10 protein-coding genes are annotated in these 12,922 nt (G+C 57.4%); 3 read left to right on the top strand and 7 right to left on the bottom strand.

The annotated features are described in order from the left end of the window. Positions 1 to 4: 4 nt before the first annotated feature. Both ACSBLW_RS13545 and secA read right to left on the bottom strand, forming a co-directional pair. Positions 5 to 1,009: a hypothetical protein gene (locus ACSBLW_RS13545; protein WP_435257144.1), complete on the bottom strand. Its 1,005-nt coding sequence runs from the start codon at positions 1,007 to 1,009 to the stop codon at positions 5 to 7. A gap of 128 nt (positions 1,010 to 1,137) precedes the next feature. Then, positions 1,138 to 3,846 carry a preprotein translocase subunit SecA gene (gene secA / locus ACSBLW_RS13540; RefSeq protein WP_435257143.1) on the bottom strand — a complete coding sequence of 903 codons (2,709 nt, stop codon included), beginning with the start codon at positions 3,844 to 3,846 and terminating at the stop codon, positions 1,138 to 1,140. A gap of 183 nt (positions 3,847 to 4,029) precedes the next feature. Here secA and ACSBLW_RS13535 point away from each other — a divergent pair, with 183 nt between their 5' ends. From ACSBLW_RS13535 to ACSBLW_RS13525, 3 genes are read left to right on the top strand one after another with little or no spacing between them, the layout of a single operon-like run. After that, positions 4,030 to 4,869: a peptidylprolyl isomerase gene (locus tag ACSBLW_RS13535; protein ID WP_435257142.1), complete on the top strand. Its 840-nt coding sequence runs from the start codon at positions 4,030 to 4,032 to the stop codon at positions 4,867 to 4,869. A gap of 29 nt (positions 4,870 to 4,898) precedes the next feature. Beyond that, a complete protein-coding gene (gene argJ / locus ACSBLW_RS13530; protein ID WP_435257141.1) occupies positions 4,899 to 6,290 on the top strand; it encodes a bifunctional glutamate N-acetyltransferase/amino-acid acetyltransferase ArgJ in 1,392 nt (463 codons plus the stop codon). Beyond that, positions 6,287 to 6,685, top strand: a complete 399-nt coding sequence (locus ACSBLW_RS13525) for a (deoxy)nucleoside triphosphate pyrophosphohydrolase (protein ID WP_435257140.1) — start codon at positions 6,287 to 6,289, stop codon at positions 6,683 to 6,685. Before argJ ends, ACSBLW_RS13525 begins: the two co-directional genes overlap by 4 nt. A gap of 307 nt (positions 6,686 to 6,992) precedes the next feature. Here the strand turns inward: ACSBLW_RS13525 and infB are convergent, their stop codons facing one another. The 5 genes from infB to ACSBLW_RS13500 form a co-directional block, all read right to left on the bottom strand. Next, positions 6,993 to 9,590, bottom strand: coding sequence for a translation initiation factor IF-2 (gene infB / locus ACSBLW_RS13520; RefSeq protein ID WP_435257139.1), 2,598 nt, complete (start codon positions 9,588 to 9,590; stop codon positions 6,993 to 6,995). Next, entirely contained in the window at positions 9,587 to 10,231 is a 645-nt protein-coding gene (locus ACSBLW_RS13515) for an RNA-binding protein (RefSeq protein ID WP_435257138.1), read from the bottom strand. The genes infB and ACSBLW_RS13515 overlap by 4 nt, the downstream gene beginning before the upstream one ends. Before the next feature lie 23 nt (positions 10,232 to 10,254). Next, positions 10,255 to 11,865, bottom strand: a complete 1,611-nt coding sequence (nusA, locus tag ACSBLW_RS13510; protein ID WP_435257137.1) for a transcription termination factor NusA — start codon at positions 11,863 to 11,865, stop codon at positions 10,255 to 10,257. A 20-nt stretch (positions 11,866 to 11,885) separates the two neighbouring features. After that, positions 11,886 to 12,491: a ribosome maturation factor RimP gene (gene rimP / locus ACSBLW_RS13505; protein WP_435257136.1), complete on the bottom strand. Its 606-nt coding sequence runs from the start codon at positions 12,489 to 12,491 to the stop codon at positions 11,886 to 11,888. A gap of 183 nt (positions 12,492 to 12,674) precedes the next feature. After that, entirely contained in the window at positions 12,675 to 12,899 is a 225-nt protein-coding gene (locus ACSBLW_RS13500) for a hypothetical protein (RefSeq protein ID WP_435257135.1), read from the bottom strand. Positions 12,900 to 12,922 lie beyond the last annotated feature (23 nt).

Genomic DNA, 12,922 nt, shown 5'->3' with positions numbered 1-12,922 from the left:
CCTCTTACTTTGCTGCGGCGAGTTTCATGTCCTGAACAAGGTTTTTCAATACCAGAATGTCACCAATCGCATCACAAGCTGGCATGGCAAGCGTCAAATCGGCAACTTCGATCTTGCCGTCTTCGGCCATAAGAGTTTCGCCAAGGATTTCGCGCCCACAGGTCGCTGCTGAAACGGCAGCTTCCAAGACGACCTCGGCGTCCTGACCCGGTGCAAAGGTAAAGACCTCGGCCATCAGCGGAAGTTCGGTCGTGCTGTCACCCAGCAGGGTCACAAACGCCCCCTCACCCGGTTTCCCCGAGTGAATAGCCGAAAAGTGACCCGGCTCATCATATCCTGCGTCGCCCTCAAAGGCGTGAAGCTGGAAGGCATCACCACCTTGCCACTGCACAGCAAATCGGCGAACACCCTCGGCTTCTGGCATGTCGATGCTGGTAATGGCGCGATCACCCGAACCGAAACGAACGTCCACTTCTACGGCAGTCGACAATGCGGGAAGGGAGCCAAAAAGCGTTCCGCTTTCCGAGGTCTTCGCCGTCACCGTAAGCCCCGCGTGGTGAAGAACAACACGTTCATTTCCGTGGCATGGGGCAAGCAGCGTCAGCCCGATCATCGCACCGGGCTGCGGAAGCAAGTCAAACTGAACCGTGCAATCTTGCGGCGGTGGCTCAACCGCAGCCGTGACAGGTGGTGGTGCAACCGGTTCGATCTGTTCGGGCGCGACGGCAGCAACAACTGACGGTGCCGTTTCGGGGGTTGCTGGTTCAACGGCAACCGCGGGAACCGTGTCCACGACCGCAACTGGAACCGGAGGCAATTCAACAACGGGAGCAGGCGCCGGGATCTGGACCGTTTCCGGCCCTGCGGCAACTGGGGTAACGTCAACAACCACGACTTGCTGCTCGGCAGAGGCAAGACGATCAGCCGCGCGCTTTTGAACCATATGTCCGGCGCCGAGTGCGACAGCACCCGTCGCGACAAGCAAAGTGGCCTTACGTTGCAGATTCATCCTACCCTCCACGAAATGGAACGAGGGCAAGGTGCCGGGTAAAGGCGACCATTACATGGCAGCTTGGCGGTAGTTTTTCGCCGAAAGAGGCGGAATTGGGGCGGCCGAAACGGGCCACCCCAGGCTGCTTAGGCCAGTCGACCGTGGCAGTGCTTGAACTTTTCACCCGACCCGCAAGGGCAGGCATCATTGCGGCCCGGATTGCCCCAGGTCGATGGATCATTCTCATCGAAACCTGCCAACCGGGTGACAGAAGGTGCTGACTCTTCAGGTGCAGCTTCCGCAGCAGCGGCGGATGCGGCCTGCGCCTGCTGCTGAGCAGCGATCTGGTTCATCATGGCCTGCTGTTCCGCTTCGGTCAGTGGGCGGATCATTGCCAGCTTTTGCGACACTTCCTGGCGAAGTGAGTTCAGCATGGATTCGAACAGCTGGAAGGATTCGGTCTTGTATTCCGACAGCGGATCACGCTGGGCGTAGCCCCGGAACCCGACGACCGAACGGAGATGCTCAAGCCGCAAGAGATGCTCACGCCACTTTCCGTCGAGGGTCTGCAAGAGCACCTGCTTTTCGATATTGCGCATGGTTTCCGGACCAAAGGCTTCGGTCTTTTCGGCCATTTGCTTGGCAGTCGCTTCTTCAAGGCGTTCTTTGACCACATCCTGGTCAACACCTTCTTCTGCTGCCCATTCTGCCACGGGAACATCTAGGTTCAGGCGTTCGCGGACAGCAGCTTTCAAGCCGTCAGTATTCCAAGCGTCCGGGTAGGACTTCGGCGGCAGGTATTCGTCAACCACATCGTCAATCACCTGATTGCGCATATCTTCGGCAATCTCGGCGATATCTTCGGCTTCCATGATTTCCAAGCGCTGGCCAAAGATCGCCTTGCGCTGATCGTTCATCACGTCGTCGAATTTCAAAAGCTGTTTGCGGATGTCAAAGTTGCGGCCTTCGACCTTTGCCTGGGCGCGCTCAAGCGACTTGTTGACCCAAGGGTGAACGATGGCCTCGCCCTCTTTCATCCCCAGTTTCGAGAGTACCGCATCCAGCTTGTCAGAGCCGAAAATTCGCATCAGGTCATCTTCCAACGACAGGAAGAAGGCTGAACGGCCGGGATCGCCCTGACGGCCCGAACGACCGCGAAGCTGGTTGTCGATCCGGCGGGATTCGTGACGTTCCGTACCCAGAACAAACAAACCGCCGGCGGCCAGAACCTTTGCCTTTTCCTCGGCATGTTCGGCCTCAATCCGTGCGCGAACCTCGTCGGGGTGCAGGTGCGGGTCGGCGGCAATCGCCTCCATCACCTTCATCTCGACGTTTCCGCCCAGCTGAATATCTGTCCCACGGCCTGCCATGTTGGTGGCGATGGTCACCGCACCGAAGCGACCCGCATCGGCAACAATCTGGGCTTCCTGTTCATGGTGGCGAGCGTTCAGCACGTTGTGCGGAACACCGGCGGCTTTCAGCAGGCCAGAGAGGAATTCAGATTTTTCGATGCTGGTGGTGCCAACAAGAATTGGTTGTCCCTTGTCGTTGGCTTCCTTGATCGACTTGACGATGCCTTCATACTTTTCACGCGCGGTGCGATAGACAGCGTCGTCTTCGTCTTTCCGCTGCACCGGACGGTTGGTCGGCACCTCGACCACGCCCAGTTTGTAGATTTCCATGAATTCTTCAGCTTCCGTCGCGGCGGTACCGGTCATTCCGGCCAGCTTTTCATAAAGGCGGAAGTAGTTCTGGAATGTCACCGAAGCCAGCGTCACGTTTTCAGATTGGATCTGCACACCTTCCTTGGCCTCAATCGCCTGATGCAGGCCATCCGACAGACGCCGGCCCCGCATCATGCGGCCAGTGAATTCGTCGATCAGCATGACCTCGCCATCACGGACGATATATTGCTGGTCGCGGGTAAACAGCTTGTGCGCCCGCAAAGCCTGCGTAACGTGATGAACCAGAGACGTGCTTTCCGGGTCATAAAGGCTTTGTCCGTCGGGCAGAAGGCCCGCTTCGCGCAGCTTGTCCTCGATGAATTCGTTGCCCTCATCCGTGTAGGTCACGTTGCGGGTCTTTTCGTCCAGTTTGTAATGCTCTGGTTGAACCAAAGGGATCAGGGCATCAACCGCTTTATACAGCTCCGACCTGTCCTGCGACGGGCCAGAGATAATCAGCGGCGTGCGGGCTTCGTCGATCAGGATCGAGTCGACTTCGTCGACGATCGCAAAGAAGTGGCCGCGTTGCGCCATTTCCTCAATCGAGCCCTTCATGTTGTCGCGAAGGTAATCAAAGCCGAGTTCGTTGTTGGTGGCATAGGTGATGTCACAGCGATAGGCAGCGCGCTTTTCATCGTCCGGCTGATAGGGGTAGACGACGCCCGTAGTCAGACCCAGGATGCCGTACACCTTGCTCATCCATTCAGCATCGCGCTTTGCAAGGTAGTCGTTCACCGTGACGATATGCACACCTTTGCCGGCAAGTGCGTTCAGATAGGCCGGGAAGGTCGCCATCAGCGTCTTGCCTTCGCCCGTCTTCATTTCTGCAATATTGCCCTGATGCAGGAAGATGCCGCCCTTTAGCTGCACATCAAAGGCCCGCAGGCCAAGTGCGCGTTTGGCACCCTCACGGCAGTTTGCAAAGGCTTCTGGCAGCAAGTTGTCCAGATTTTCACCCGACTGGGCCCGCCGGGCGAGCTCTTCGGTCTTTTGCTTCAGGCCATCGTCGCTGAGGGCAGCAAATTCTGGCTCCAAAGCGTTGATCTTTGCGACCAGTGGACGAACCGACTTAACCTTGCGGTCATTGGGGGTGCCAAAGACCTTGCGCGCAAGCGAACCGAGACCCAGCATATTCTCTCCGTGGGTGTTCCTGACAGGATCGTGTGAGGCAAGGCCCTTGCCCGCCCCCAACGCCTTCCATAGAAAGCCCAAGAAGGCCGGCTGGCCCTGTCGCACGCGACCACAGCGATTTAAGGGACAGGCCCGGGATAGTCAATGTTTGGCGGGGGAAAGCCCGCTCAGGAGGGCGTGAAGATGACGAAAATGACAGGGTTTCTTGCAGGGCTGGCAATGTCTGGCCTGTTGGTCGTCCCCGCCGTGGCACAAGATGCTTCGACAGTAGTGGCAACGGTCGATGGAACCGAGATCACACTTGGCCATATGATCGCCCTGCGTGAACAGCTTCCGGCCCAATACCAGTCGCTGCCGGATGACGTTTTGTTCAAGGGCATCCTTGATCAGCTGGTTCAGCAAACCGCTTTGGCCCAGTCCGTGGGCGAGCCGAAGTTGAAGGATCGGCTGGCTTTGGAAAACGACCGTCGCGGGTATCTGTCGGGTGTCGCGCTTCAGGGTGTGGTTTCCGCCGCCGTAACGGATGAAGCGCTGCAAAAGGCCTATGAAGCCAAGTTCAAAGATGCCGCACCGCAGATGGAATACAATGCTGCCCATATTTTGGTTGCCTCAGAAGAAGCGGCAAACGATCTGAAGTCTCAGCTGGAAGGTGGGGCAGATTTCGCAGAGTTGGCCAAGGCCAATTCGACAGACACAGGATCGGGCGCTATGGGCGGTGATCTGGGCTGGTTCGGGCTGGGCATGATGGTAAAGCCCTTTGAGGAGGCCGTGGTTGCAGCAGAAGTCGGCAAAGTCGTCGGTCCAGTGCAATCGCAGTTCGGCTATCACCTGATTCTGGTTAAGGAATCGCGCGTTGCCGAGGCACCTAGCCTTGATGAGATGCGGGACGAATTGGCAGCGGAAATTGAGCAGGCGGCGGTACAGAGCCATATTGAAGAGCTGACTGCAAAGGCATCCGTCACGCGTTCCGGTGAAGGGCTTGACCCCGCCTTGCTTCGCGATGTTACCCTGCTGGACAAGTAAGCCATTCGTATCCTGTGAAAGGGGAAGCCATGGGCAAGACCGATTGGAAGGCCGAAGCCAAGCGCCTGAAGAAGAAGGCGAAGTCTCTGAAGGCTAAATTGGCCGAGTCTTTGAGCGAAGTGGTCGAAGAAGTCCGTGAAGAAGCGGCAGAGGTGGTGGAAAAGGTTTCGGCGGTCGTAAAGCCCGCCAAGCCGGTGTCGCCTCTTGCCCCTAAAGATGGTTTCCCCAAGCTTCCCCTTATCAAGGGTGTCGAATTTGCGGCCGCGGAGGCGGGCGTGAAGTACAAGAACCGCAAGGATGTGATGTTGATCCGCCTTGCGCCCGGTACGGCAATGGCGGGTGTCTTCACCAAGTCCTCTACCCGGTCGGGCTGTGTTCGCGATTGTCAGGATAAACTCGCCGCAAAGGTGCCAGCCGACGTCGGGGCCGCGATTATCGTAAACTCGGGTAACTCGAACGCTTTCACCGGTAAGGTGGGGGATGCAGCGGTAGCGGCCGTAACGGGCGGGGTGGCCGAGGCGCTCTCGATTCCCGCGTCTCGCGTGTTTTCCTCCTCTACCGGAGTGATCGGGGAGCCGCTGCCATTTGACAAGATTACCGCTGTGATCCCGCAACTTGTGCAAGATCTGCGCGAAGATGCCATCGAGATGGCAGCCTATGCCATGATGACGACCGACACCTTCCCAAAAGGTGCCTCGGCCACTGTGGAAGGCGAGGGCGGCACCATCCAAATCGCTGGCATCGCCAAGGGTTCGGGGATGATTGCACCGGATATGGCTACGATGCTGGTCTATCTGTTCACAGACGCAAAGATCACGCCCGCGAACCTGCAAAAGATGTTATCGCGGAATGTTGATGCGACGTTCAACTCGATCACCGTTGACAGTGATACTTCGACATCGGACACGCTTTTGCTTGCCGCAACGGGCCAAAGCGATGCCGCCCCGGTGAAAGGGGCGGTTGCAAAGGCATTTGAAGCCGCCTTGCATCAGGTTATGCGCGATCTGGCGCTTCAGGTTATCCGGGATGGTGAGGGTGCGACGAAGCTGGTCGAGATCCGGGTCACGGGTGCCGCAACCGATGAAGATGCAGCCAAGGCGGCCTTTGCGATTGCGAATTCTCCTCTCGTGAAAACGGCGGTTGCCGGGCAGGACCCAAACTGGGGTCGTATTGTGGCCGCGATTGGCAAGTCGGGCGCCGCAGCAGAACGGGACCGCCTGACGATTCATTTTGGCGATGTTCTTGTTGCCAAGGATGGGTGGCGAAATCCGGACTACCGAGAAGAGGATGGCGCAAGCCATTTCCGACAAGAGGAACTGCTGATCCGTGTGGATATGGGTATGGGTAAAGCGTCTCGTACAGTTTGGACCTGTGACCTGACAAACCGTTATATTGAAATCAACGCGGACTATCGGTCTTGAGGATCATACTGGTTTCTGCCGTCGCTCTCATTGACCCAGACGGTCGCGTGCTGCTGGCCCAAAGGCCCGAGGGAAAATCTCTTGCGGGTCTTTGGGAGTTTCCAGGTGGCAAAGTGGAGTCGAATGAAACTCCGGAAGCTGCGCTGATCCGCGAACTTCACGAAGAGCTTGGGATTGAAACCTGGCAAAGCTGTCTCGCACCTCTGACATTCGCCAGCCATACCTATGACGACTTCCACCTGCTCATGCCGCTATTTGCCTGCCGACGCTGGAACGGAATCGTTCAGGGGCGGGAGGGACAGAACTTGGCTTGGGTGCGGGCACAAGACCTCAAAGACTACCCGATGCCGCCCGCAGACATTCCCCTGATCCCGATTTTGCGGGACTGGCTTTAGAAACTGCTGAAAGAATCCACGAAAATCTTCCTAGATCGCTCAAATTTGAGTCGAAGATTTACCAATTCCCTGTATTTTCGTTTTTGGCACGCTAATGGGGGATTGGTGGATGCTTAGAACTATTTCTATTGGGAGTTGTGTCTCGGTTCAGGGGATACTGGTCAGCAAGCTAGCCGATGGGCAAGTCGTCGTGAAAGTCGACGAAAAGCTATACACGGGCCGTCCAGTCACTCCTATCAGAGTAGAATAAGAAAACGGCCGTGTGGGCAACCACACGGCCATTCTTATGACTTCTGTCCTGTAGATCTTAGGTCAACGAGCGTTGAATTTCTTCGCGCTCGAAGATTTCGATCACGTCATTGGCACGAATGTCTTCATAGCGCTCGAACGCCATACCGCATTCCTGACCCGAATGGACTTCTTTGACTTCATCCTTGAAGCGTTTCAGCGTCTTCAGAGTGCCTTCATGGATAACCACGTTGTCACGCAGCAAGCGAACGCCTGCCGAGCGACGTGCCACACCTTCTGTGACAAGGCAGCCTGCAACGTTACCAATGCCGGTGATCCGGAAGACTTCCTGAATCCTCGCATAGCCGATGAAGTTTTCGCGGACTTCCGCTTTCAACAGACCCGATGCGGCCTTCTTGATGTCGTCAATCAGGTCATAAATGATCGAGTAATAACGGATCTCGACGCCTTTTTGTTGGGCGGCGCTGCGAGCCGTTGCGTTGGCACGGACGTTAAATCCGATGATCGCCGCACCCGAAGCTTCAGCCAGACCGACGTCGCTATCTGTGATCGCGCCGACACCATAGTGCAGAACGCGAACCCGGACTTCATCGTTGCCGACCTTTTCCAAGGCTTGAACGATTGCTTCCGACGAGCCCTGAACGTCCGCTTTAACCAGAACTGGCAACTCGGCCACGTCTGCATCAGCCTTGGCCTTGGCCATAAGCTGTTCCAGCGTAGTCGCTGCACCTGCCGCTGCGCGTTTGTCTTTAGCGGCCTGTTCACGGTAGGCAGCGATTTCACGCGCCTGTGCTTCCGTTTCAACCACGTTCAAGACGTCACCAGCTTCGGGCGTTCCGTTCAGACCGAGCACTTCGACTGGAACAGATGGGCCAGCTTCGTCGACCGGTTCACCCTTGTCAGACAAAAGTGCACGGACCTTGCCCCACTTCTCGCCAACAACGAAGATGTCGCCTTTGCGCAGCGTACCATTCTGAACCAGAACGGTAGCCACCGGGCCGCGACCAACATCCAGCTTGGCTTCAATCACGGCACCCATTGCGGCGCGCGTTGGGTTGGCTTTCAGTTCCAGAACTTCCGCCTGAAGCGCGATGGCCTCCAGCAAATTGTCGAGCCCTTTGCCCGTCAAGGCAGAAACTTCGACGTCCTGAACATCGCCGGACATTGCCTCAACAACAACTTCGTGCTGCAGAAGTTCAGTCCGAACCTTTTGCGGATTGGCCGCGGGCTTGTCGCACTTGTTGATCGCAACGATCATCGGAACCTTGGCCGCCTTGGCGTGGGCAATTGCCTCAACCGTTTGCGGCATGACCGAGTCATCTGCGGCAACCACCAGAACAACGATATCCGTAACCTGGGCACCACGGGCACGCATCGACGTGAACGCCGCGTGGCCGGGTGTGTCGAGGAAGCTGATCAGCGATCCGTTGGCAGCGCGGACCTGATAGGCGCCTATGTGCTGCGTGATACCGCCGGCTTCGCCAGAAACCACGTTGGTCTTGCGAATAGCGTCCAGAAGCGATGTCTTGCCGTGGTCGACGTGACCCATGATGGTCACGATCGGCGGACGCGGCTGAAGATCCTCGGCCTTATCCTCGACGGTGTCGATCACCTGTTCGACGTCAGAATCCGAAACGCGGACGGCCTTGTGACCGAATTCATCGATCACCAGTTCCGCCGTATCAGCGTCGATGGTCTGGTTCATGGTGACCATCATGCCCATCTTCATCAGCGACTTGACCACATCGGCGGCACGTTCTGCCATCCGGTTTGCAAGTTCGCTGACAACGATCGTTTCGGGAAGCTGCACATCACGGCTTTGTTTTTCGGCCTTCTGGCCAAAGCCCATAGCCTTCTGGCGCGCTTTCTCCTGCTTACGCTTCATCGCAGCAAGGCTGCGAGTACGGCCACCTTCGCCTTCCAGCGCGGCGGACAGAGTCAGCTTGCCAGAACGACGACCATCATCGCCTTTGCCTTTGCGGCTGTCGCGGTCCCGGTCTTCACGTTCCCGGTCCGTCTTGCGCGGGCTAAGAGGTGCTTTCGCCGAGGCGCCACCGCGGGTTTCTTCAGCGCTGTTGGCATTGGCGCGCGGCGCTGCTGCAGGCTGGGTTGCTTCGGTCGCTGCGGCCTCTGCGGCTTTCTCTTCCGCTTGAACTGCGGCGCGCGAGCGGGTGCCCAGAATCTCTGCTTTGCGTGCCGCTGCAGCCGCCGCTTTGGCCTCTGCTGCTTCGCGCGCTGCGCGTTCTTCTTCTTCCGCCTTCAGGCGCAGGGCTTCTTCGCGTTCGCGATCAGCGCGCTCTTTGGCTTCGATCTCTTCGCGACGACGCTGACGCTCTTCTTCGCGCTGACGCTCTTCTTCGGCGCGGCGCTCAGCATCTTCTGCCTCACGCGCTTTTGCAGCACGAAGAGCTGCGAGACGGCGCTCCATCTCGGCATCAGTAATTCCAGCGGGCCGCTTGGACGGATCGCCCAATGATGGCTGGTTGCCGCCAGCACCTGCCCCGGCTGCGCCCGGTTTTGTGGGAACCACAACGCGCTTGCGCTTGGTTTCCACCACGACACTCTTCGTCCGACCGTGGCTGAAGCTTTGCTTCACCTGACCGGAACGGGGTGCGCCACCCAGACCAAGGGGTTTCTTGCCGTCTGTATCGCTCATGCGTCCTTCGTATCCTTCCCGGCGATCAATTCGCCGACCTGCTGGCTATTTGCCCCACGCAAACCGCCAAGCCTTGCCGCTTCCTCTACAACACGGTCGTTGAGTCCACCAGCCGCAAGCGCGGCGTGTATGGCACGTTCGCGGCCGAAAGCCAAACCCAATTCCCCTGCAGTCAGGCAGGAAATCAGTGATTCTGGGCCTTTCGGCGGTCGCAACTTCTCGCGCCCGCGTTCTGACCCGTCGTTGGCCTGAATCAGCGTCACCGCTTCACCCTTGACCAACCAGTCTTTCACCTTTTCAAACCCGCAGATCGCTGACCCTGCTTTGCGCGCCATTGAGACCAAATCTACCAAGCGTCGGGCCAATAGCCCTTCAACCAGATCCGTCAGGTCCTCGGGCACAGTCACGGGCTGACGCGCTGCACGCGAGAAAAGGTTCTTCTTTACTGCCTTATTCAAGGCTTCTGTATCTGCCGAGACATAGATGCCACGGCCCGGCAGACGGCCCAGAATATCCGGCACAACAACCGCATCCGGACCAATCACAAACCTGATCAGTCCGCCTTTCGGCTGGCTCTCCCCAGTGGCAATGCACTTGCGCTCTGGTTCGTCCTTCATCTTTTCCCGACCGCCGCGAGTCAACCGCGTGTCTCCGAAGCCTGAAATCAGGCTTCGGCCTCCTCGTCAGAGTCACTCTCTTCTTCTTCGGCTTCCATAGCCGTCGGATCAACCCAGCCCAGCATGACACGAGCCGTCATGATCAGATGCTGAGCTTCCTCAAGGCTTACATCGAAGGGTTCCAGAATGCCGTCGTCTTTCTTGCGCTGGCCGTTTTCGGTTGTCCAACCACCAGCCAATTCCCAGTCAGCACAGGTCGCAAAGTCTTCCAACGTCTTGATACCGTCCTTGGCAAGCGCCTCAACCATTTGCGGTGTCAGACCTTCGAATTCGATCAGGCTTTCTTCCACACCCAGTTTGCGTGCATGCTCAAGTGCCTTGCGGGCCTGCTCTTCCAGATAGTCGCGGGCGCGTGCCTGCAACTCATCAGCCGTGCCTTCGTCGAAGCCGTCGATCGACAGAAGTTCATCCTGCTCGACGTAGGCGACTTCTTCCAGATTGGTAAAGCCTTCGGCAACCAGTAGCTGGGCCATCATTTCGTCGACATCCAACGTATCCATGAACAACTTGGTACGTTCGGCGAATTCGGCCTGACGGCGCTGGGACTCTTCAGCCTCGGTCATAATGTCGATGTCCAAAGCGGTCAACTGGCTGGCCAGACGCACGTTTTGTCCGCGACGACCGATGGCCAGCGAAAGCTGCTCATCAGGGACGACGACTTCAATTTTTCCGGCTTCTTCGTCGAACACGACTTTCGACACTTCGGCGGGTTGAAGCGCGTTTACAAGGAAGGTAGCGGTATCTTCATTCCACGGAATGATGTCGATCTTTTCGCCCTGAAGCTCATTCACGACGGCCTGAACGCGGCTACCGCGCATACCGACGCAAGCACCGACTGGGTCGATTGAATTATCATAGCTGATGACCGCGATCTTCGCGCGCGAACCTGGGTCACGGGCGACCGCCTTGATTTCGATGACCCCATCATAGATTTCCGGAACTTCCATCTTGAACAGTTCGGCCATGAACATCGGGTCGGTGCGTGACAAGAAGATTTGCGGGCCGCGAGTTTCGCGACGCACGTCCTTGATGTAGGCACGAATGCGATCTCCGATGCGGTAAGCTTCGCGGCCAATCTTTTCGTTGCGGCGCAGGATGCCTTCACCACGACCGATATCGACAATGACATTGCCGTATTCTTCACGCTTGACGACACCATTGATGATGCTGCCCTTGCGATCTTTGAACTCTTCGTACTGACGATCACGCTCGGCTTCACGAACGCGCTGCAACAGAACCTGCTTGCCCGATTGCGCGGCAATTCGGCCAAGGTCAACGGGTGGCACTTCGTCGACGATTTCGTCACCGATCTGCGGATCAGCCAAGTAGCCCTTGGCCTGCTTAACCGTCATCTGAGCGTGATGGTTTTCCAGCTCTTCATCTGCCACAACAGTCCGGATCCGCGAGAAGGTCGCACGGCCGGTCTTGCGGTCGATCTTTACGCGGATGTCCAGCTCGCTGCCGTAACGCGACTTGGCCGCGCGGGCGAGCGTTTCTTCCATCGCCTGGATCACCAGATCCGGGTCGATCATCTTCTCACGGGCAACGGCCTCAGCCGTCTGGAGAAGTTCAAGCTGGTTGGCAGAAGTAATCGCCATCGGTCAACTCCCAGGCTTTCTTAGTGTTTTGTCTCTTCGGCGGGGTCTTCGTCCTCGCCCTCGGTTTCTTCAATCTCATCGAACTGCGATTCGTCGAAATTGCCACTGGCCTTCTTCTGGCGCAGCATCTCGGCGATCAGATCATCGGTAAGAATCAACTTGGCATCTGAAAGCCAGTCAAACTTGAGTCCGATGGTGATCTCCTCACCGCCCTCTTCGATCTGAATCAGGACTTCGTCGTCTTCGACGCCCGCCAATGCACCCTTGAACCGGCGGCGGCCATCAATCAGTTCGGTCGTTTCGATGCGGGCTTCCCAGCCCTTCCACATCTCGAAATCCTTGAGGCGTGTCAGCGGCCGATCAATGCCGGGCGACGAAACTTCAAGAACATAGTTGTCTTCAATTGGATCTTCGACGTCCAGAATAGCCGAAACCGCAGTAGAAATCTTGGCACAATCGTCGACCTCAATACCGCCGTCCGGGCGATCTGCCATGATTTGCAGAATGCGGGTCTTTCCACCCTGCAACCGAATCCGCACCAATTCAAAGCCAAGGCCCTCGATGGCGGGGCCAACGATGGCGGCAAGGCGGCGGTCAATTGCGGTTTTCGCGATAAGGTCAGTCATGGGTCCAGTGTGGTCCAAAAAACAAAAAACGGGCCAGCGGCCCGTATCGTTCATCCGGTGACTTCGGGGGTGGAGACCGAAGACGCAGCTGCGTCTACATAGGGCGTAAACATTCTCGGTGCAAGCCCAAAGCAAAAAGGGCCCGAAGATCGGACCCTCTTGCTTCTGCCTTAAGGCAAGAAATTAGTGGCTGCCCGAAGAACCCGAGGCCAGAGCACCGAGGATCAGGATTGCGGCAGCAGCGGCAGCAGCGCCACCACCCAGCGAACCAGCAGAGGACGACGAACCCTGCTTGACGACGACGATTGGATCGTCCTCGTCGTCAGCAACGTTCATGCCACCAGCGGTAGCGGTCGACACAGAAGCGACCAGCGAAATAGCGGCCACGAATGCGGTAATACGTTTCATGATTTTCTCCGATTCAGGAACAT

This window comes from Thioclava sp. FR2 (genome assembly GCF_051200875.1).
Classification (GTDB): domain Bacteria; phylum Pseudomonadota; class Alphaproteobacteria; order Rhodobacterales; family Rhodobacteraceae; genus Pseudotabrizicola.
The sequence above is the reverse complement of the archived record's forward strand: the minus strand, read 5'-3'. Positions and strand labels throughout refer to the sequence as shown.

What these genes read in the sequence shown, in the direction of transcription:
- infB (WP_435257139.1), bottom strand. Translation starts at nt 9,590, where the DNA reads ATGAGCGATACAGACGGCAAGAAACCCCTTGGTCTGGGTGGCGCACCC.
- argJ (WP_435257141.1), top strand. Translation starts at nt 4,899, where the DNA reads ATGGGCAAGACCGATTGGAAGGCCGAAGCCAAGCGCCTGAAGAAGAAG.
- ACSBLW_RS13535 (WP_435257142.1), top strand. Translation starts at nt 4,030, where the DNA reads ATGACGAAAATGACAGGGTTTCTTGCAGGGCTGGCAATGTCTGGCCTG.
- nusA (WP_435257137.1), bottom strand. Translation starts at nt 11,865, where the DNA reads ATGGCGATTACTTCTGCCAACCAGCTTGAACTTCTCCAGACGGCTGAG.
- secA (WP_435257143.1), bottom strand. Translation starts at nt 3,846, where the DNA reads ATGCTGGGTCTCGGTTCGCTTGCGCGCAAGGTCTTTGGCACCCCCAAT.
- ACSBLW_RS13545 (WP_435257144.1), bottom strand. Translation starts at nt 1,009, where the DNA reads ATGAATCTGCAACGTAAGGCCACTTTGCTTGTCGCGACGGGTGCTGTC.
- rimP (WP_435257136.1), bottom strand. Translation starts at nt 12,491, where the DNA reads ATGACTGACCTTATCGCGAAAACCGCAATTGACCGCCGCCTTGCCGCC.
- ACSBLW_RS13500 (WP_435257135.1), bottom strand. Translation starts at nt 12,899, where the DNA reads ATGAAACGTATTACCGCATTCGTGGCCGCTATTTCGCTGGTCGCTTCT.